Raw genomic sequence first — 20142 nt, 5'->3', positions numbered from 1 at the left:
GATGAGCATGGCCGAACTCTCAACTCCCTTCGCCTCCCAAGGTGCCCTCGCGCGGTTTCCGCGCGTCGTTGCGGCGCTCACCGTGGCGCTGCTGTTCGCCGGTGGCGGGCTGCTGCTGCATGCCGAGAACCAGGCGCAGGTGCTCGCGCTGCTCGGCGCCTTCGTGCTGGTGTTCGCGCTGGCCGACCGCATCGCGCTCGGTCGCACCATCATCGCCATCTGCCGAGCGCAGTCCGGCACCGTGAACGCCACGGCGGCGCTCTCCACGCTCTGCGTCATCGCGGTGTTCCGAGAGGAGCATTACACGCTGCTGATGATGGCGACGGTCGCGCTGTTCGCCACCGCCTGCGCCGGGCTGAACCTTCAGATGGCGTTCGCCGGGGTGCCCAACTTCGCCGGTGCCGCATTCTTCGCCGTGGGCGCCTACACCGCCGCCGTGCTCGCCAAGTTCGGCGTGCCGCATCTCCTGATCCTCGCGGCGAGCGGGCTGGTCGCGGGCGTGCTGGGCCTTCTCATGCTGCTGCCGGTGCTGCGCACGCGCGGGCATTATGCGGCGCTCGTCACCATCGCGTTCGGCCTGTTGCTGCGCACCTTCATGGAGGTGAACGACACGTTCGGCGGGCCGCAGGGAATGAAGGTGCCGGGGTTCAACCTGTTCGGCCTCTCGTTCAATCGCGTTACCGAAATCGGCCCCTATGAGGTCTCCTTCTACCTGCCCTATGCGGTGGCCGGAGCGGTGCTGTTCGCGCTCGCCTTCTGGCTGGTGCGGCGGCTGGAGATGTCGTGGATCGGCATCGCGCTCGATGCGGTGCGGTCCGATGAGGTGGCCGCCTCGCTGTTCGGCCTCTCCATCGCCCGCTGGAAGGCCGTGGCCTTCCTGATCGGCAATGCGATCATCGGCGTCGCCGGCGCGATGTACGGCATGATGAACGGCTTCGTGAATCCCAACAGCGCCAATTTCGGGGATTCCCTGCTGATGCTTTCCATCATCGTCCTCGGCGGTCTGGGCAATCTCTGGGGCGCGGTGGGGGCGGCGATGGTGATCCTCGTCATCCCGGAGAAGCTTCAGGCGATCCAGGAATTTCGCCTCGTCATCTTCGCCCTGCTGGTCATCGCCATCCTGCGCTTCCGACCCTCCGGCATGATGCCACGCGCGGCGCGCGATCTGTCCTCTGTCGCGAATGGAGGCGGATCATGAGCACGCTTCTCGCCTGCTCCGGCCTCACCATGCGCTTCGGCGGCCTGGTGGCGCTGGATGGTCTCGATATCTCCCTCAAGCGTGGCGAGACGGTGGGCCTCGTGGGCCCGAACGGCTCGGGCAAAACCACCTTCTTCAACGTGCTGACCGGCCTCTACAAGCCCTCCTCCGGCGCGGTGACGTTCGAGGACAGCGACCTGTTCGCCAAGTCGCCGCAAGTGGTGGGCCGCGCCGGCATCGCCCGCACCTTCCAGCGCTCGCGGCTGATGCTGGACCAGAGCGTGTTCGACAATATTGCGCTTGGTGCATTGGGGCGCCTCGATCTCGGGCTGTTCTCCACCCTTGTGCGGCGGGCCAAGTTCAAGGCCGAGCTGGATGCCCTGGTGGCGCGGGCGCGGGGTCTGACCCAGCGTTTCAACCCCGCCATCGCGGCCAATCTGTTCCAGCCCGCCGGCGCCTTCACCATGATCGACCGGCGCCGCATCGAAATCTGCCGCGCGCTCATCGGCGCCCCGCGCCTGCTGCTGCTGGACGAGCCGTCCGCCGGGATGACCCATGAGGAAACCCGGCGCCTGATGGACGACCTGCTGGCGTTTCGAGCGGAGATGCCGGATCTCGCGGTGGTGTTGGTGGAGCATGAGATGGACGTGATCCGCCGCGTCTCCGACCGCTGCGTGGTGCTGAACTTCGGCAAGAAGATCTTCGAGGGGTCGTTCGATGCCCTGATCTCCAACCCGCAGGTGCAGACCGCCTATCTCGGGAGCGCGCAATGACGATCACCGCCACCCGCAAGCTCTCGGTCATGGGCATCGCCGCCGGCTATGACCGCGCGGATGTGCTGCGCGATGTCTCCATCGAGGTGAAGCCGGGCCGCGTCACCTGCATCCTCGGCGCCAACGGCGCCGGGAAATCCACGCTCATCCGCGCCATCCTCGGCCTCAACAAGGTGCGGCGGGGCGAGGTGGCGTTCGGCGGCGAGACCATCACCAATCTGCCCACCCACAAGATCGCCGCGCTTGGCATCGCGACCGTGCCGGAGGGCAATCGCGTGCTGCCGCGCATGACAGTCCTTGAGAACCTGAAGGTCGGCGGCTTGCTGGAGCGGGACGGCCGAAAGCTCGCTGCGCGCATGGACGGGCTGTTCGAGACCTTCCCGCGCCTGAAGGAGCGCCGCGCCCAGCTTGCCGGCACGCTGTCCGGCGGCGAGCGGTCCATGCTCTCCATCGCGCGCGGGCTGATGACCGATCCCGAACTGGTGGTGTTCGACGAGCCCTCGCTCGGGCTCTCGCCGCTGTTCGTGTCCGAGGTGTTCGGCATCATCCGGCGGCTGAAGGAGCAAGGGCTCTCGATCCTGCTGGTGGAGCAGAACGTGCGGCAGACGCTCGATGTTGCGGATGACGGCTATGTGCTGGTCCAGGGCCAGGTCGTCGCCTCGGGCACGACCGATGCGCTGAAGCAGGATGGCGAACTGCACAAGGCTTATTTCGGGGTCCACTGAGACATCCCGCAAGGAGGAAACAATGGGTTTGCCCGTCTATGACCGTGTCCATCCCCTGCGCAAGCCGAATGGCTTCGAGCCGGTGGTGCAGCGTTGGTGCGTCGGTTTCCCGAACAATGTCAAAGACTTGTGTGTGACGTTCCATGGCGTCCAGGGGAGCGATGCGCAAACCGTCTATGCCGCGTCCTTCTTTCCCTGGATCGAGGCTGCTGTGGCGCTGCCGGGCGGTCCCACCGTCCACGATCACGCCTGGCTGGTGGATGAGAACGGGCTCTACACCCACATCGTCGCCACCTATTGGCTGGACGCGGCGGCGCGCGATGCCTTCCTGGCAGCGCCCCATATGCGGGACTGGTGGGAGGACCCGGCGCGGCTGAGCGAAGAGACCGGATATTTCCGCGAGAGCATGACGGTGCCGGTGGAGCGCCTGGAGACGCTCTATTGGCAGGACTATCCCGCCGCTTTGTCCCGCGCGTCCGAGGTCGCGGTCTACCCCACGCCCTATTGCGGCTATTACGGCGCGATGCGCGACCGCATCCCGCTGGCGGCGGTGGACCGGCTGGAAACGCCTTTGCCGACGCAGTTGCAGGATCCTGTGGTGCGCGAGACCCGGGGCGCGCACTGGCGCATCGCGGCGCCGGCCAATCTCGCGGTGATCCGCTCGGCCGCCTATTGGGGCCGCTGCGATCCCGGCCAGACGGAAGATTACATGCGCGACCTGCGCGAGCCGCTGCTGCGCGGCATGGCCTATCTCAAGGAGAATGCGGGCGCCACCGGCTGCTGCTCGCTGCGGTTCCAGCAGACCTGCGACGCAGCGGGGACGCCGGAGCTGGAGACCCACGCGCTGGGTTATTTCCTGTCTTTGGGCCACATGGAGGAATGGGCGGAGCGCCATCCCTCCCACGAAGCCATCTTCTCGGCCGCCATCGCGCGCTACCGCAGGTATGGCAAGGCCAATCAGCTGCGCACCTGGCACGAGGTCTATGTGCTGCCGGAGGGCGGGCAGGCATTTGAATACATCAACTGCGCCCCCGGCACCGGGCTGTCGGGCTATTTCGAGGGCGAGCGGCTGGCCTGACCCGCGCTCACCTGGTCCACGGCGCCTTGGTCCCCGGGCGGTTCAATCCCGGGGACGATTTGATGAAAGCGGCGGTTCTTCCGCCAGCTCACATGCTCTTCTTCATCTTCTGAAGCGCCTGGGCGCAGCCCACGCTCATCTGCTTGGAGTGCGCCTGGAGGCAGGCCATAAGCCGTCCATCGCCCGGCGAGACGCCCTTGCAGAGGCGCTGGATATCCGCCTTGCAATAGGTCGCGATATCGCTCTGCTGGGCGGACGCGGCGCCCCCGAACAGGGTGGCGAATGCAAGGGCGAGGGCGGCGATCTGGATGCGCATTTTCAATTCCCTTGGATGGCTCAACGCGCCACTTTTAGATCGCGCGTCGCGCCGCAAGCCAAGGGGCGAAGGCGCGAGAATGCGTTCCGGGCCAATAATCGCCAGGGATACATCGTCCCCGGCCCAGGTCCCACGGTCCGGTGGAGACGGCCGCGCGAAGTTTGGGCTGGCGCAATTAAAGAAAATATTCTTAGAGGATTATATTCCCTTTTCCTTCCGTCTGTGCTAGCTTGCCTTCACCTTGCACCAAGGAGGGGCGCGTCCGGAGCGACCTGATGTGTGGTGCGGGGGGCGGTTGTCCGACGGGACCGGGATTAACGTCCCCGGGAACGTTAGCTAGAGGAGGCCCAAGGGCGTGACGCATGGATCCGGGACTGGTTCGTCCGGTGCTAATGGGAGAACTGATTACCCACTCGGCGTCAGCGAGAAGCCATAAATCACCGCGCGGGAGTGGAGGGGCGAAGGCCCTGATATCAACTTTCACCTCGGCGCGCGTCTGCCGACGCGCCATCCACTCCCCATCCCTCCCCCCTCGCCGGAAACGGCGGGGATGTTGGTGTTGAGGGCCCTACCCCCTCCGTTGGAGCCCCTCCCCCCTTGAGGGGGAGGGCAGGGTGGGGGGTATCTCTCCACTTGGTCCGGCGGGTGTATTCCAGGCGGTACCATACCCCCCACCCCAGCCCTCCCCCGCAAGGGGGGAGGGAGCTAAAGAAAGGGGGAAACGGCGGGGATGTTGGTGTTGGTGGCTGGGGTTCCCCTCCCCCCTTGAGGGGGAGGGCAGGGTGGGGGGTATCTCTCTACTTGGTCCGGCGGGGGTGTTCCTGGCGGCGCCATACCCCCCACCCCAGCCCTCCCCCTCAAGGGGGGAGGGGGCAAAAAAAGGCCGGGGAAAGAACGCCAGGTAAAGGCCCCGCTCAGATCGCCCCTGTCACTTTCGCAAACAGGGAATCTTCCGCCGGGCTCAAATCGGCCTTCGGCAGCGGGAAGATGTCGGCTGCGGCGGTATCGGCGGAGAAATGGGCCGGCTCGCGGGGCGAGCGGTCCACTTGCAGGTGGAACACGTCGAAGCGGTTGTAATAGCCCACCACGTCGTGAAACTGCTTGGGTTCCACGCAGCGGCCAGTGTCGATCTCGGCGTAGAGAATGCCTTCGTGGTCGGAGAGAACTTCGCTCACCACGTTCGAGGTCGGGTCGAGCACCAGGGAAATGCCGCGCGGGGAATTGTCGATGATCTCCAGGCTCGCCTTGTTCACGCTGCCGATGGCCTCGCGCATGGCGGCATCCACGAAGCCGGAGGCGACGATGTTGAACACCTTGGCCTCGAAAGCATGGGCGCCGGCGCGGATTTCGATGGCGCGCTTGAGGTCATAGGCGCCTTCTTCGCTCGGCGGGCGGGTCGGCCAGATCGGCGGATAGGATGAGACATGCACCTGCTCGCCCTGCGCCATCAAAGCATAGCGCGCCAGCGGATTGGTGTTCTCCCCGCAGATCAGCATGCCGATCCGGCCGATCTCGGTCGGCGTCACCCGCAGGCCGCGCGCGTCGCCGTTCGCCCACACCAGCTTCTCATAGAAGGTGGGAACGAGCTTCCGGTGATGGTTCAGGATCGCGCCGTCCGGCCCGATCAGGATGTTCGAGTTCCAGATGCAGCCGACGCTGGCGTCTGTGCCCTCGGTGAAGCCGAGCGAGACGTGCACGCCGTGGCGCCGCGCTGCCAGGCGGACGGTGCGGATGGCGCTGTCGGAGAGCTTCTGCGCTTCGGCCACCAAAGCCCGGAAGAAGGCATGATTGTAGATCGGCGCCTGAAGCGCGGCCCACACCGGGAAGCCGGGCAGGAAGGACTCAGGGAAAGCGACCAGGGACGCGCCCCCGCGCGCCGCCTCGGCGATCAGATCGCAGGCTTTCTCCGCGGTCTTCTCTGAATCCAGGAACACTGAGGAGGTGTGGCAGGCGGCGGCCTTGAAGCGGGGATAGGAGACGGTCATCGGGATCTTGCGCCATGCGAACGGCGCGGGGATGCGCCTTCCTGCATGATCACCAGAGTGCCGCCGCGCGGAACCGTGGAAATTTGCAGAGCGCATTGCGCGCCTTCTCAAAGCTCCAGCAAGAACGCCTTGTCGCGCTTGAAGATCTCCGTGAGGTGCCGCATCACGGCCTTCACGCGGCCCATGAACTCAAGGTCCTCGTGGACGCTCACATACACGTCGCGCATCACCACCACGTCATCGGCGAGAACCGGGATCAGGCGCGGATTGGCCTTCGCGGAAAACAGCGGCAGCAGCCCGATGCCGGCCCCGCCCGCGATGGCGTTCTGCTGCGCATGCATGGAGGTGGAGCGGAAGGTGACGCTGGGCGGCTCCAGAACATCCAGCAGCCAATGCACCGGCTGGATCGCCACAAGGTCTTCCACATAGTCCACGAAGGCGTGCGCCGGCAGGTCCGTGATGGTCGCCGGCAGGCCGCGCCGGCGGATGTAGTCGGGCGCGGCATAGAGGGCGAGGCGGAACTGACCCATCTTGCGCACCACCAGCCGCTGGCCGGTGGGCGGGACGAACGAGATGGAAATGTCCGCCTCGCGCTTGGTGAGATTGATGAGGTGGCGCTCCGTCACCAGCTCCACGACGATGCCGGGCTCCTTCTCCGCCAGTTCCGCGAACCGCTCCGCCAGGAAGAAGGCGCCGATGCCCTCCATGGAAGCGACCCGCACCCGCCCCGTGGGCGCGCTCGGCGCGGCGCGGATGGATTCGTGGATTTCTCCCGCCTCCTGCTCGATGCGCTCGGCGATGGCGAACAGGCGGTGGCCCTGCTCGGTCAGCACGAAGCCATCGGGCTTGCGGTCGAACAGCTTGACGAAGAGATCCTTCTCCAACTCCGCGATGCGCCGCGAGACCGTGGTGTGGTCCACCTTCAGCCGCCGCGCGGCCGGCATCAGCCGGCTCTGGCGCGCCAATTCAAGGAAGTAGATCAGGTCGTTCCAGTTGAACACGGCGCCGCCCCATCGAAACATCGATGGTTAGAGCATGCGGGATCAAAATTGAAGGCGTGTGGCCCTCAGAACAGGCGCCCGCCATTGGGCACCGCGACGCTCGGGCTGATCAGCACGACGGCCCCGTCCGGGTCCGGGAAGCCCAGGGTGAGGACTTCCGACATGAACGGACCGATCTGGCGCGGCGGAAAATTCACCACCGCCGCCACCTGCCGGCCCACGAGCGTCTCCGGCGTGTAATGCACGGTGATCTGGGCGGACGACTTCTTCACGCCGATCTCCGGCCCGAAGTCGATGCGCAGCTTGAACGCCGGCTTGCGCGCCTCCGGAAAGGGCTCGGCAGACAGGATGGTGCCGACGCGCACGTCAACTTTAAGGAAATCATCGAAGCCGATCGGGCTTGCCGCGCGCTGCTCGCTCATCCGCCGGTCATGCTCATGTGGCGGGAGACGGCGGGAACCTTGGTCTGCCGGTCGATGACGAAATCATGGCCCTTGGGCTTGCGGTAGATCGCGGCATCGATGGCCGATTGCAGCAGCGTGTCGTCGCTCGAAGCCCGCAGCGGTGAGCGCAGGTCCGCGGCGTCTTCCTGGCCGAGGCACATGTAAAGCGTGCCGGTGCAGGTGACGCGGACGCGGTTGCAGCCTTCGCAGAAATTGTGGGTCAGCGGCGTGATGAAGCCGAGGCGGCCGCCGGTCTCCTTCACCTCGACATAGCGGGCCGGCCCGCCGGTGCGATAGGCGATATCGGACAGCGTATAGCGTTGCGCGAGAGTCTCGCGCACCTCGGACAGCGGCAAGTACTGGTCGACGCGCTCGCTACCGACTTCGCCCAGCGGCATCACCTCGATCAGAGAGAGGTCATGCCCCTCGCCGTGCGCCCATTCCATGATGGAGGCGATTTCGTGCTCGTTCACATCGCGCAAGGCAACGGCGTTGAGCTTCACCTGGATGCCGGCCGCCTTGGCGGCGCGGATCCCCTCCATCACCTTGCCGAGATCGCCCCAGCGGGTGACTTCGCGAAACTTGTCCGGGTTCAGCGTGTCCACCGAGACATTGATGCGCTTCACGCCGCAGGCCGCGAGATCCGCCGCATATTTGGCGAGCTGGGAGCCGTTGGTGGTGAGGGTGAGTTCCTCCAGGCGCCCGGTCTCCAGATGCCGGGAGAGGGCGCGGAACAGCGTCATCACATCCCGGCGCACCAGGGGCTCGCCACCGGTCAGGCGCAGCTTCTTGACCCCGCGCGCCACGAAGGCGGAGCACAGGCGGTCCAGTTCCTCAAGGGTGAGCAGGTCCTGCTTGGGCAGGAAGGTCATGTGCTCGGACATGCAATAGACGCAGCGGAAGTCGCAGCGGTCCGTTACCGAAACACGCAAGTATGAGACGTGCCGGCCGAAATTATCCACCAGCGGGCCGAGCGCGGAGGACGCGCCGATGCTGCGATCGCTGAGGTCTCGGAGTACCGGACGCAAGGTGAGCGCTCCCATCTGTGTTGTTCGCGGCGGTCTTAGGCCGCTTCTGCGTGTAGTCTATATATCGTAGGCCCGGGCGCAATTGGTAGGCCTGACGTCTTGAGCCGCCCTCGACATCGCGGCTAAGTGACGTGAACGCGTTCGGCGCGTCGTCCGAGGAAGCACATCATGCCCGCCCCCGCCTCCGAGCCCTGGCCCACGGAACTGCGCCTCGTCCAGGACCGGCACGCGCTGGTCGTCACTTTCGAGGACGGGCCGAGCTTCACGCTGCCAGCGGAATATCTGCGGGTGGAAAGCCCATCCGCCGAGGTTCAGGGACACGCCCCGCATGAAAAACAGACCGTGCCCGGCAAGCGCACGGTGCGCATCGTCGAGGTGGACCCGGTCGGCACCTATGCGGTGCGTTTGGTGTTCGACGATGGGCACCAGACCGGCCTCTATGCCTGGCCATACCTGCGCACCCTCGGCGAGGAGCAGGAGGCGCGATTCGGCCGGTACCTCGAAGCCCTGAAGGCATTGGGGCTCACGCGGGGCTGAGCCGTTTCATCGCGCGCAACGCGTCGGCCGCGAGGCTCTGCGTCAGTTCCCCCGCCCCGATCTCGCGTGCCAGCCGTCCCGCCTGTCCCGACCACAGCGCCGTGAAATCCCCTTTGCCCTGCGCTTCCGCCGCCGCCTTGAGCGGGCCGAGCGGAGGCGCGGCAGTGGGGAAGGGCGGAATGTCGGCTTTCAGCGGGCCGTGCTCGCGCATCAGGCGGTTGGCGATGCCGCGTGCGGGGCGGCCGGTGAACAGGTTCGTGAGGGCTGTCCCATCATCGGGTGCGGCCTTCAGCGCGGCGCGATAGGTCGGGGAGAGTCCGGCTTCAGGGGTGAGCAGATAGGCCGTGCCGATCTGCACCGCATCCGCGCCGAGCGCGAAGGCAGCGGCAATGCCGCGCCCGTCCGCCACCGCGCCCGCCGCGATCACCGGGACGGACACCGCGTCCGCTACCTGCGGCAAGAGCGCGAAGGTGCCCACCTGGAAGGACGGATCGAGGTTCAGGAACATGCCGCGATGGCCGCCCGCCTCGGCGCCCTGCGCGATCACCGCATCCGCGCCGTTTTCTTCCAGCCACCGCGCCTCCGCCACGGAAGTGGCAGAAGCCAGCACAATGGCGCCTGCCGCCTTCACGCGTGCCAGCAGGTCCGGCGCGGGGAGGCCGAAGTGGAAGCTCACCACCTCGGGGCGAACCTCCTCCACCACCGCGCACATGGCGTCATCGAACGGTGCCCGGTTCGCGACCGGGATGGGCGCCAAGGGGTCGAGGCCCAACTCGCGATAATAGGGGGCGAGAGTTTCCGCCCACGCCGCCGCGCGTTCCGCGTCCGGCGGCGAAGGACGATGGGCAAAGAAGTTGAGATTGATGGGCTTGTCCGTGAAGGCACGGAACGCCTCGACCTCGACGCGGACCTGCGCGCCGGTCATGGAGGCGCAGCCGAGCGAGCCGAGGCCGCCCGCCGCGCTGACATGGCGCGCCAGTTCGGGCTTCGGGCCGATCATGGGGGCCTGGATGATGGGAAGACCAATCCCGACAAGGTCGAGAAAACGGGAGGACGGCCACATGGTGTGATTCCGTGAATGCGTTTCCGGGTGTTCGCCCCGGCGCTTGCCGCGCCGGTTGATGCTGCACCCTAAAGCCGCGCGCGCTCGCGTGTCCCGTGTGAATTCGGCAAGCCCAGGTGCCGAAAGTCTCCGTAGCCTCAGGCGGGGGCCAGCGTTTCGCTGAGGATCTGCCGAAGTTCAGGCAGGCAGGACCCGCAATTTGTGCCCGCCTTCAGCTTCGCGCCAATGGCGGCAGCATCGCACGCCCCGGCGCGGATCGTGCCTTCGATCGCCCCGCGCGCCACGCCGAAACAGGCGCACACCAGGGGGCCCGTCGCGGCGTCCAGGCCCGCCCTGCGGCCGGAAAGCACCAGCCTGCGGTCGGCGGCGGAGACGGCCCCCGCAGCCAGAAGGCTTTTCAATGCATCCCAGGAGGGCGCCGTGCCGGCGGGGCCGACGATGAGGGCGAAGGCGAGGCGCCCCTCGGCATCAAAGGCGGCAGCGCGGTAGTGGCCGCCGCTCATGTCGATGAGATCGGCCACATCGTCCGTGCCCATCTGGGCCGTGGCCCAGTCCCGCCAAGTCTGCGGCCCCTGCCGGGCGGCAAGGCGCCAGGCGAAGCCGCCCTCCAGGGGAAGACGTGCCCACCACGCGCCGGGCGGCGGGCTCAGGTGTTTGCGCGCGAGGACGAAGCCGTGGAACGGCGCGTCGACCGCGGCTATGGCCACCGGTGTCGCCTTGGAATCCGGCTGGCCGGAGAAGGGGTCGGTGCGATCGTGCACCAGTAGGCCGACGCGGCCGTGGGAGGAGTTGGCGTCGCTCCAATGGATCGGCGCGAACACCGTGCCGCGCGCCTGCCCCTCATCCAGACGGGTCTCCAGAACGGCGCTGCCGTGGGGGCTGGAGACCTGCGCCAGGGCGCCCTCTGTCAGTCCGAGCCCGGAGGCATCCTGCGGGTGGATCGCCAGATAAGGCGCGGGAAGATGCGCGGAGAGGCGAGCGGAAAGCCCGGTGCGAGTCATGGTGTGCCACTGGTCGCGGATGCGGCCGGTGTTGAGCAGAAACGGGTGCGCCTCGGTCGCGGCGGATGCGGCGACAATCGCGGGGGCGATGAAGCGGGCGCGCCGGTCGGGCGTGAAGAAGCCGCCCTCGGCGAAGAAGCGGGCTTGCCCGTCCTCGCCCTTCCGCACCGGCCATTGCACCGGCTCCAGCGCCTGATAGCGCGCATCCGAGAGATCGGCGAGCCCGGAAATGTCGAAGTCGCGGGTGCCGCCATTCTCGAAGCCGGAGAGTGCGGCGTGCTCGCGAAAAATTTCGGCGGGCGAGGAATAGGCGAAGGCATCGCCATGGCCGAGCCGTTGTGCGACGCCGCTCAGCGCCCACCAATCGGGCTGCACATCGCCCGGCAGGGTCAGGAATGCGCGCTGACGCGAGATGCGGCGCTCCGAATTGGTGACAGTGCCGTCCTTCTCGCCCCAGGCGGCAGCGGGCAGAAGCACATGAGGCGCGGCGGCGGCTGTGTCGTTGCTCCGAACGTTTTCCGAGACCACGAACAGGTCGAGCTTCTGAAGCGCGGCGCGAACCGCATCGGCGCGCGGCAGGCTCACCGCCGGGTTCGTGCCCATCACCCAGAGCGCCTTGATCTCGCCCCGCGCGATGGCATCGAACATATCCACCGCCTTGCGGCCTTCCTTCTCGGCCATGGCGGGCGCGTTCCAGAAGCGGCGTACGCGGTCCACCTCTTGCGGCGTGAAGCCCATGTGGGCGGCAAGCTGGTTGGCAAGGCCGCCCACCTCGCGCCCGCCCATGGCGTTGGGCTGGCCGGTGAGTGAGAACGGCCCCATGCCCTCGCGCCCGATCCGGCCGGTGGCGAGGTGGCAGTTGAGGATGGCATTGACCTTGTCGGTTCCCTGGGCCGATTGGTTCACACCCTGCGAGTAGCAGGTGACCGTGCGCTCGGTGTCGCGAAACAGCGCGAAGAAACAGGCAACATCCGCTTCCGCCAAACCCGTGGCGCGTGCGGTGGCAGCGATGTCGGGCGCGATATCGCGGGCGCGGGCGAGCGCCGCCGGCAGGCCGCTGGTGTGTGCCTGGATAAAGGCGTCGTCACAGGCGCCACGATCCGCCAGATGCACCAGAAGCCCGGAGAACAGCGCAGTATCGGTGCCGTGCGCGATGGGCAGGAACAGGTCCACATCTTCGGCGGTGGCCGTGCGGCGCGGATCGATCACAACGATCTTGGTGCCCCGCGCGGCGCGGGCTGCTTCCATGCGCCGGAACAGCACCGGATGGCACCAGGCGGTATTGGAGCCGGTGAGGATGATCAGGTCTGCCGTATCAAGGTCTTCATAGTTGCCGGGCACCGTGTCCGAACCGAAGGCCCGCTTGTGGCCGGCGACCGAGGACGCCATGCACAGGCGCGAATTGGTGTCGACGTTTGCGGTGCCGAGGAAGCCCTTCGCCAGCTTGTTGGCGACGTAATAATCCTCGGTGAGCAACTGGCCGGAGAGATAGAAGGCCACCGCCTGCGGGCCATGGCGTTCGATGGTCTCGCGAATACCGTCCGCCACGCGATCCAGAGCCGCCGCCCATGTCACGGCCTTCAAGGGGCCGGCGCCGTCGCGCATCATGGGCTCAAGCAGCCGGGTTTCGAGGCCGATGGTCTCGCCCAGCGCGGCGCCCTTGGAGCACAGCCGTCCGAGACTGGCGGGGTGCGCCTCGTCGCCCGCGATCAGCGCCCCGCCGACAGCATCCGGCGTCGCCTTCACGCCGCAGCCGACGCCGCAATAAGGGCAGGTGGTCTTGATGGCGGGTGCGCTGCCAAGAGGAGCGTTCATCGGCCGGCCCCGGCGGCAATTAGGCGGCCCCCTCTCCCGCTTGCGGGGGAGGGTTGGGGAGGGGGCAGGAGCCTCAGGATAAGCTCCGCACCCGGCCGTGTCTCACTGCTTTCCCCCTCCCTAACCCGCCCCTGCAAGCGGGAGAGGGAATGACTCTTTGCCCGGCCGCTGAGCGGGTACGTGGCGTGTGCGATCCGCATCACATCCCCCTCAGTAAACGTCGGCCTGGAAGCGGCCCGCCTTCTTGAGTTCAGCGAGGAAGGCCGCCGCCGTCTCTCCCGTCAGGCCGCCATGGGCGGTCGCGACGTCGATGAGGGCGGTTTCCACGTCCTTGGCCATGCGCTTGGCATCGCCGCAGATGTAGAAATGCGCGCCTTCCGAAAGCCACGCCCAAAGTTCCTGCCCGGCCTCCCGGATGCGGTCCTGGACATAGACTTTTGAAGCGCCGTCCCGCGACCATGCGGTGTCGAGCCGCGTCAGGTATCCGGCCGCCTGCATGCCGGACAATTCTTCCTCATAGAAGAAATCCGTTTCGCGTTTCTGGTGGCCGAAGAACAGCCAGTTCTTGCCTGGCGCCTTCGCCGCCATGCGCTCGTGGAGGAAGGCGCGAAACGGCGCGATGCCGGTGCCCGGACCCACCATGATGACGCCTTTGGAGGCGTCTTGCGGCAGAGCGAAACCATGGGCCTTCTGGATATAGGCCTTCAGCCGCGTGCCCGCCGGGATCCGACCGCCGAGGAACGTGGAGCAGACGCCCAGGCGCCCCCGCCCGGCGATTTCGTAACGCACGGCATCCACGGTGAGGGAGAGGCGGCCGGGGGTCGCGAGCGGGCTGGAGGAGATGGAATAAAGCCGGGGCTGGAGCGGCTCCAGGCACTCGATCACCGCCTCGGGATCGGGCCGCGCGCCCGCGAATTTTTCCAGTACGCCGAGCACATCCAGGGTCGCGGCATCGCCATCCGGGTCCTCGCCGTTGGCGAGCGCCCGCGCCTTCGCCCGGCGCGCGCCGCCGGTGAGGTATGAGAACAGCGTGAATAGCGCGTCCGGCGCGGATTTCAGGCAGACCTCGTGGGTCAGCACATCGCCCAGCGCCTTGTCGCCGACCGGATACTGCGCGTCCGCGCCAAGCGCATCGAGCGCGGCCGCCACGAGGCCCGGATCATTCACCCCGAACAGGCCGAAGCTGTCGCCCGCGACATAGTCGAGCTCCGAGCCTTCAAGGTCGAAATCGATATGCCAGGTCTCCTTTTCGGAGCCGTCCTTGTTCAGGCGTGTCCGACCGAGGAACGTCACCTCGCCGGGATTTTCCCGCGTGCCGAGCGGCGCTGTCGAGGGAGCCGGGCTAGCCTGCGCCGGGGCGGCCGCGGGCGCACTGCTGTCGCGCTCGGCGGCGAGGGCCTTCAGCATGCGCAAAGTTTCCTTGCCGCCCGGCGCGCACAGGTTCAGGGCGGTCTCCGTGCCATCCGCGATGGCCTTGGAATAGCTCTCACAGAGATATCCGCACTGGCCGCAATCCTGCTGCGCCATCGCCGCCATCATGCGACGGGGCAGGGGCTTGCCCTCGGCGAGCGTCATGCGCTCATCGAGCGGCATGGAGGCATCGTGCCAGGGGGCGCCATCGTCCTCCATCGCACCGCCGCCGGGCATCAGCGCGGCGGACGCTTCCGCCGAAAGCGCGGTCGCGGGGGCGGCATCGCTGGAGAAGATGCCGGCGAAAAAGCCGTTCAGCCACGCCCGCTGCTCCACCGTGAACGGCGCGCTTTCGGGCAGGTAGGGCACAACGGGAGGGATGCTCTGGAGGGTCATTCCCCTGCCTCCGCAGCAACGAGGGACTTGAGGGTCTCCGCCGGCATGCGGCGGGTGAATTTCGCGAACGGCTCCTCGGCCTCGCGATGGGCGAGCCATGCCTTGAGCAGGTGCTCCACCAGCACCGGCGCGTCCTCCGCCTTAACGTCGCGGTAAAGCTCATCGGCGATGGCCGCATCGGTGCCGAAGCCGCCGCCGACCAGGAGATTGTAGCCATCCACCGTGTCGCCCTCGTCGTTCACCGCAATGCGCGCGCCGATCAGGCCGATATCTCCGATGTAATGCTGGGCGCAGGAATTGTGGCAGCCGGTGACGTGGATGTTCACCGGCTGGTCGAGCGCGACGCGCGGTCCGCAATGGGCGGCGATGGCGCGTGCCGTGCCCTTGGTGTCGGCATTGCCGAACTTGCAGCCCTTGGCCCCGGTACAGGCGACGAGCCCGGCCTGGAGCACGTCCGTCTCGGCGGTGAGGCCGAGGGCGGCGACCACTTCCTTCACCGCCTCGACATGCACATCGGGCACGCCGGAGAGGATCACATTCTGCCAGACGGTGAGCCGCAGGTCGCCGTCGCCCATGCCGGCGGCAAGGTCTGCGAGTCCGTGCATCTGGGCGACCGTCATGCGCCCGACCGGCAATCCGATGCCGACCCAGTTCAGGCCCGCCTGCTTTTGCGGATGCACGCCGAGATGCGCGAGGCGATCCGGCTCGGGACGCGGCAGCACAGCATCAGTGGGCGCGCGCAGCAGCGGCGCCCCGAGCTTGGCCTCCACGGCGGCGAGGAATTTCTCGAAGCCCCAGGCGTCGAGCACATATTTCAGCCGCGCCTTCTTGCGGTCGGTGCGGTCGCCGCTGTCGATGAACACCCGCACGATCGCCGCCGCGACCTTGGTGGCCTCCTGCGGCCGCAGGATCACCCCCGTGTCGCGAGCAAAATCCCGGTGGCCGGTGATGCCGCCGAGCGCGAGGCGGAACCAGACGCCGGGCTGGATGCCGAAGCCGTCCTTCACCTCAACTGCCTGGAAGCCGATGTCGTTGGTGTCCTCCAGCGCGCCGATCCGTCCGCCGCCGTCGAACGCCACGTTGAACTTGCGCGGCAGGCCGTACATCTCGCGCGTGTTAAGGATGTAGTGGTGCCAATCCTTGGCGTAGGGGCGTGTGTCCAGAAGCTCCTGCGGATCGATGCCGGCCGTCGGCGTGCCGGTGACGTTTCTAATGTTGTCGGCGCCCGATCCCTTAGCGGTCAGCCCAAGGTCGACCAGCTTTTCCAGCAGCGTCACGCCGTCGGTGGCGGGAATGTCGCGAACCTGGAGATTGGCGCGGGTGGTGACGTCGGTGAAGCCGCCGCCATGGGCCTGCGCGATGTCGGCGATGCCGCGAAACTGCCAGTGGGTCAGGATGCCGTTGGGCATGCGCAGGCGGCACATGAAGCTGTCCTGCGCCGGGGCCACGTAGAACAGCCCGTGGTATTTCCAGCGCAAGATGTCCTGGCCCTTGGGGAACACCCCCTCCTCGGCCGAGACCTTCATGCGGGGGTAGGCATCCAGCCCGAATTCCTCGCGCTTGGCCTTCTCCTCCGGCGTGAGCTTGCGCCCTTCCGCCTCGGTGCGGGCCATCGCCTTGTGGCTGGCGGCGTCCGGCCCGTTCAGCTCGGCTGCGGGGGCGCTGCCCAAGCCGGCGCCCAATTCCCCGCCCAGTCCACGCCCGGCCCGCGCGACCTGGGCGCCGGAGACGAAGCCCTCCAGATAACGCTTCTGGTCGATGGTGAAATCGCCGCTCATCTCAATTGCCTTCTCAAGCCGCGATGGGCAGCGCGGCCCGGCCGAAGGCCAGGTCCGCGCGCATGGCGGCGATGGGGGTGCGGTTCGTGATCAGGTCGAGGTAGAACGGGCCGTCCGAGGTGTCGCCGTAGAGGACCGCGCCGGCGAGGCGGCCGTCCCTCACGATCAGGCGGCGGTAAAGCCCGAGGCCCTTGTCGGCGAGAATGATCTCCTCGCCCTCAGCGCCGATGTCTCCTGCGGAGAACACGAACACGCCTGAGACTTTCAGGTTGGTGGAAATGGTGCTGCCTTCGTAGCGTGCCTCGCGCCCGGCAAGGCGATGCGCCAGAACGGCCGCCTGCTCATACGCCGGTGCCACGAGGCCGTAGCAGGCGCCGCGATGCTCCGCGCATTCGCCGATGGCGAACACGGCGCCATCATCGGTGGCGAGCCCGTCGTCCACCAGGACCCCGCGATTGCAGGCAAGTCCGGCGGCGCGGGCAAGGTCGGCGTTCGGCTTCACGCCGCAGGCCATGACGATGATGTCGGCCGGCAGCACGCGCCCGTCCTTCAGGCGCAGCCCGGTGGCGCGTTCGGTGCCTTCGATGGCGTCGCTGGAGGCGTTGAGTTCCACCACGACGCCCTGCGCCTCCACGGCCTGCCGCAGCAGGCCGGCGGCGCGCGCATCAAGCTGGCGCTCCATCAGCCGGTCCATCAAATGGATCAGGGTGGTGTGGGCTCCGGCGCGGGCGAGGCCGCTCGCGGCCTCCAGCCCCAGCAGGCCGCCGCCGATCACCACCGCGCGTGTGCCGGGCTTGCCGGCCGCGATCAGCGCGGAGACATCGGTGAGATCACGGAAGGTGGTGACACCCGGCAGGTCCGCACCCGGCAAGGGAAGACGGATGGGATGGGAGCCGGTGGCGAGCACAAGCCGTGCGAACGGGAGTCGCCGCCCATCCGCGAGGACCAGTTGGCGCGCGCTCCTGTCGACGGCGGCCGCCGGCGTGCCATAAACCAGGGTCACGCCCTGGGCGCGCCACCAGTCGGCCGCGCGCAACTGTGTGTCGGCCGCCGTGGTCTTGCCGGCGAGCACATCGGAGAGCAGCACGCGATTATAGGCGAGGTGCGGCTCCGCCCCCACGACGGCGATGGAATAGCGCCCGAGCGCCTTGCGGCCCAATTCCTCGCATAGCTTTGCGGCGGCCATGCCATTGCCGACGATGACGAGGGGCTCAGCCATCGGAGACCCCAAAAGCCTGACGCGCTCCCTCTCCCGCTTGCGGGGGAGGGCTGGGGAGGGGGCCGAGCGCAGCGAGTGTGCGCGACCTCTCCTTGTTCCCGGCGTTTTTCGGCCTGCGGCCCGCCCCCTCCCTGGCCCTCCCCCGCAAGCGGGAGAGGGAATCAGGGGGCACGCTCGGTAAGCGTCCCGCGAAACCGAGGACAGGCATCGCCATCACGATCACTCCGCAGCCGTAACCGCCGGCACCGCTTCGGCGGCGGCAGTGATCATCACGGAGGAGAGGATGCCATAGGCCTCCACCCAGGCCCCCTTAACTTCGGGTGTGAAGTCTGGGCCCAGCCCCTGCTCCAGGGTCCACAGCAGCGCCGCGCCCACCGGGGCGTAGTGCGCGTCCTTCACCCCGTATGCGACGTGCCGCTTCGCCAGGACCTGTGCCACCGGTACCACAGCATCAAGGTTGGAGAGCCCCTTCACGACCACGGCGAGGGTGCTCATGAGCTTGCGGCCCTGTTCCTTGATGTCGCCCTTGAACATGGGTTTCACCTCCGGCGCGATCTCGAACAGGCGGCCGTAGAACAAAGCGGCCGCCTGTTCTGAAATCGGGGCGACCTTCGCGAACGAAGACTGGATAAGGTCCACTTGGCTGGGAAGCATGGAAATACTCCGTGGCTGGGCGGCAAGGTCAGGCGGCTTCCACGAAGCGGTGGCGCTCGTGGAGGAATTTCAGCACCGCCTCGCGGGCCTTGAGGTAAGTGGTATTCGCCACCAGCTCGAGCCGGCGGCGGGGCCGGGCCAAATTGACCTCCAGAAGTTCGCCGATGCGGGCGGAGGGGCCGTTGGTCATCATCACGATGCGGTCAGAGAGCAGCACGGCCTCGTCCACATCGTGGGTGATCATGAGGATGGTGTTGCCCAGCGAAGCGTGGATCTGCATCACGCTGTCCTGGAGATGGGCGCGGGTGAGCGCGTCGAGCGCGCCGAACGGCTCGTCGAGCAGCAGCACCTTCGGCTCCATGGCGAGCGCGCGGGCGATGCCGACGCGCTGCTTCATGCCGCCGGAGACTTCGCCGGGACGCTTGTCCTTGGCATGGCCCATCTGCACCAGTTCGAGATTATGCAGCGTCCAGGCGTGCCGCTCGGAACGCGAGCGGGTGCCGGAGAACACCTTGTCCACGGCAAGGCGAACATTGTCGTAGACCGAGAGCCAGGGCAGGAGCGAATGGTTCTGGAACACGACCGCCCGGTCGGGGCCAGGCGAATTCACCTCCCGCCCGTCCAGGATCACGCCGCCGATGGTGGCGTCGGTCAGCCCGGCGACGATGTTGAGCAGGGTGGACTTGCCGCAGCCGGAGTGGCCGATGATGGAGATGTATTCGCCCTTGGCGATGTCGAGCGAGACATCCGTCAGCACCTCGGTAGAGGCGGCGCCGCGCGAGAAGGTTTTGCCGACATGGCTGATCTGAAGATAGGTCATGGGAGCCTCCTCAATTGGCCGATGTGCCGCGCGTGACGATGGCTGAGACACCAGCCACGAGGCGGTCGAGGACGAAGCCCACGACGCCGATGTAGACCAGGGCAACGATGATGTCGGGCAGGCGTGAGGAGTTCCACGCGTCCCAGATGAAGAAGCCGATGCCGACCCCGCCGGTGAGCATTTCCGCCGCGACGATGGCCAGCCAGGACAGGCCGACGCCGATGCGCAGGCCGGTGAAGATGTAGGGTGCCGCCGAGGGCAGCATGATCTTCCAGAAGAACTCAATGGGGTTGAGCCGCAGCACCAGAGCTACGTTCCGGTAATCCTGCGGGATGTTCCGGATGCCGACCGCGGTGTTGATGATGATCGGCCAGATCGCCGTGATGAAGATCACGAAGATCGCGGAGGGGTAGCTGTCGCGGAACGCGGCGAGCGCCAGCGGCAGCCAGGCGAGCGGGGGCACGGTGCGCAGCATCTGGAACAGCGGATCGAGGCCACGCATCGCCCAGACCGATTGCCCGACGATGGCGCCCAGGAGAACGCCGACCACTGCGGCGAGGCCGAAGCCCACCACCACGCGCTGGAGTGACACCAGCACCCGCAGGCCGAGGCCGATATCCTGAGGCCCCGCCACGAAGAACGGGTCGAGGATCAGGTCCTTCGAGTCGATCCAGATCCGGCTCGGCGGCGGCAGTGTCGCCTTCGGGCCGGAACAGAGAAGTTCCCAGAGCACGAGGAGCACAATCGTCATCACCAGCGGCGGGATGACGTTGGCGGCAAACCACAGCGCAACCGATTTGAGGCGTGCGGTGGCCGGCGGCCGCGCCGGGGCGAGGCGGACCACCTCGGCGGTGCGCCGTTGCGCCGGTGGGGTGTCTTTTAAGGCTGTGACGGACATGCAT

General features: G+C 67.3%; 18 protein-coding genes. 5 read left to right on the top strand and 13 right to left on the bottom strand.

Going from position 1 to position 20142, the window contains the following annotated elements:
* The first annotated feature begins 7 nt into the window (after positions 1 to 7).
* From ADADO0_RS05140 to ADADO0_RS05125, 4 genes are read left to right on the top strand one after another with little or no spacing between them, the layout of a single operon-like run.
* Positions 8 to 1198, top strand: coding sequence for a branched-chain amino acid ABC transporter permease (locus tag ADADO0_RS05140; RefSeq protein WP_511304027.1), 1191 nt, complete (start codon positions 8 to 10; stop codon positions 1196 to 1198).
* Positions 1195 to 1971 carry an ABC transporter ATP-binding protein gene (locus ADADO0_RS05135; RefSeq protein ID WP_511304026.1) on the top strand — a complete coding sequence of 259 codons (777 nt, stop codon included), beginning with the start codon at positions 1195 to 1197 and terminating at the stop codon, positions 1969 to 1971. The genes ADADO0_RS05140 and ADADO0_RS05135 overlap by 4 nt, the downstream gene beginning before the upstream one ends.
* Positions 1968 to 2696 carry an ABC transporter ATP-binding protein gene (locus tag ADADO0_RS05130; protein ID WP_511304025.1) on the top strand — a complete coding sequence of 243 codons (729 nt, stop codon included), beginning with the start codon at positions 1968 to 1970 and terminating at the stop codon, positions 2694 to 2696. Before ADADO0_RS05135 ends, ADADO0_RS05130 begins: the two co-directional genes overlap by 4 nt.
* Before the next feature lie 22 nt (positions 2697 to 2718).
* Positions 2719 to 3774: a phenylacetaldoxime dehydratase family protein gene (locus tag ADADO0_RS05125; RefSeq protein WP_511304024.1), complete on the top strand. Its 1056-nt coding sequence runs from the start codon at positions 2719 to 2721 to the stop codon at positions 3772 to 3774.
* An 88-nt stretch (positions 3775 to 3862) separates the two neighbouring features.
* Here the strand turns inward: ADADO0_RS05125 and ADADO0_RS05120 are convergent, their stop codons facing one another.
* The 5 genes from ADADO0_RS05120 to moaA all read right to left on the bottom strand — a co-directional run bounded on the left by ADADO0_RS05120 (position 3863) and on the right by moaA (position 8547).
* The gene (locus tag ADADO0_RS05120) at positions 3863 to 4090 is read right to left on the bottom strand and encodes a cysteine rich repeat-containing protein (protein ID WP_511304023.1); all 228 of its coding nucleotides are present in this window, start codon (positions 4088 to 4090) and stop codon (positions 3863 to 3865) included.
* Positions 4091 to 5004: 914 nt separating this feature from the next.
* Positions 5005 to 6075, bottom strand: a complete 1071-nt coding sequence (locus ADADO0_RS05115) for a carbon-nitrogen hydrolase family protein (RefSeq protein ID WP_511304022.1) — start codon at positions 6073 to 6075, stop codon at positions 5005 to 5007.
* A 107-nt stretch (positions 6076 to 6182) separates the two neighbouring features.
* Entirely contained in the window at positions 6183 to 7076 is an 894-nt protein-coding gene (locus tag ADADO0_RS05110) for a LysR family transcriptional regulator (RefSeq protein ID WP_511304021.1), read from the bottom strand.
* 65 nt (positions 7077 to 7141) lie between these two features.
* A complete protein-coding gene (locus tag ADADO0_RS05105; protein WP_511304020.1) occupies positions 7142 to 7498 on the bottom strand; it encodes a tRNA-binding protein in 357 nt (118 codons plus the stop codon).
* Entirely contained in the window at positions 7495 to 8547 is a 1053-nt protein-coding gene (moaA, locus tag ADADO0_RS05100) for a GTP 3',8-cyclase MoaA (protein WP_511304019.1), read from the bottom strand. Before moaA ends, ADADO0_RS05105 begins: the two co-directional genes overlap by 4 nt.
* A gap of 168 nt (positions 8548 to 8715) precedes the next feature.
* On the opposite strand from moaA, the gene ADADO0_RS05095 reads away from it, so the two are divergent.
* A complete protein-coding gene (locus tag ADADO0_RS05095; RefSeq protein WP_511304018.1) occupies positions 8716 to 9084 on the top strand; it encodes a gamma-butyrobetaine hydroxylase family protein in 369 nt (122 codons plus the stop codon).
* Here ADADO0_RS05095 and ADADO0_RS05090 read toward each other — a convergent pair.
* The 8 genes from ADADO0_RS05090 to ntrB form a co-directional block, all read right to left on the bottom strand.
* The gene (locus tag ADADO0_RS05090; RefSeq protein ID WP_511304017.1) at positions 9071 to 10147 is read right to left on the bottom strand and encodes an NAD(P)H-dependent flavin oxidoreductase; all 1077 of its coding nucleotides are present in this window, start codon (positions 10145 to 10147) and stop codon (positions 9071 to 9073) included. The genes ADADO0_RS05095 and ADADO0_RS05090 overlap by 14 nt on opposite strands.
* Before the next feature lie 137 nt (positions 10148 to 10284).
* Positions 10285 to 12963, bottom strand: coding sequence for a nitrate reductase (locus ADADO0_RS05085; RefSeq protein WP_511304016.1), 2679 nt, complete (start codon positions 12961 to 12963; stop codon positions 10285 to 10287).
* A 210-nt stretch (positions 12964 to 13173) separates the two neighbouring features.
* Positions 13174 to 14769, bottom strand: coding sequence for a sulfite reductase subunit alpha (locus ADADO0_RS05080; RefSeq protein WP_511304015.1), 1596 nt, complete (start codon positions 14767 to 14769; stop codon positions 13174 to 13176).
* Positions 14766 to 16547: a NirA family protein gene (locus tag ADADO0_RS05075; protein WP_511304014.1), complete on the bottom strand. Its 1782-nt coding sequence runs from the start codon at positions 16545 to 16547 to the stop codon at positions 14766 to 14768. Before ADADO0_RS05075 ends, ADADO0_RS05080 begins: the two co-directional genes overlap by 4 nt.
* A 13-nt stretch (positions 16548 to 16560) precedes the next feature.
* Positions 16561 to 17766, bottom strand: a complete 1206-nt coding sequence (locus ADADO0_RS05070) for an NAD(P)/FAD-dependent oxidoreductase (protein WP_511304013.1) — start codon at positions 17764 to 17766, stop codon at positions 16561 to 16563.
* Positions 17767 to 17985: 219 nt separating this feature from the next.
* The gene (locus ADADO0_RS05065) at positions 17986 to 18420 is read right to left on the bottom strand and encodes a globin family protein (RefSeq protein WP_511304012.1); all 435 of its coding nucleotides are present in this window, start codon (positions 18418 to 18420) and stop codon (positions 17986 to 17988) included.
* A gap of 28 nt (positions 18421 to 18448) precedes the next feature.
* Positions 18449 to 19240: an ABC transporter ATP-binding protein gene (locus ADADO0_RS05060; protein ID WP_511304011.1), complete on the bottom strand. Its 792-nt coding sequence runs from the start codon at positions 19238 to 19240 to the stop codon at positions 18449 to 18451.
* Between the two features lie 10 nt (positions 19241 to 19250).
* On the bottom strand, positions 19251 to 20138 hold the full coding sequence (gene ntrB, locus ADADO0_RS05055) for a nitrate ABC transporter permease (RefSeq protein ID WP_511304010.1): 888 nt from the start codon (positions 20136 to 20138) through the stop codon (positions 19251 to 19253).
* Positions 20139 to 20142: the final 4 nt, after the last annotated feature.

The organism is Aquabacter sp. (assembly GCF_965279295.1).
GTDB lineage: Bacteria > Pseudomonadota > Alphaproteobacteria > Rhizobiales > Xanthobacteraceae > Aquabacter.
This window is presented reverse-complemented; position numbering and strand designations above follow the sequence as displayed.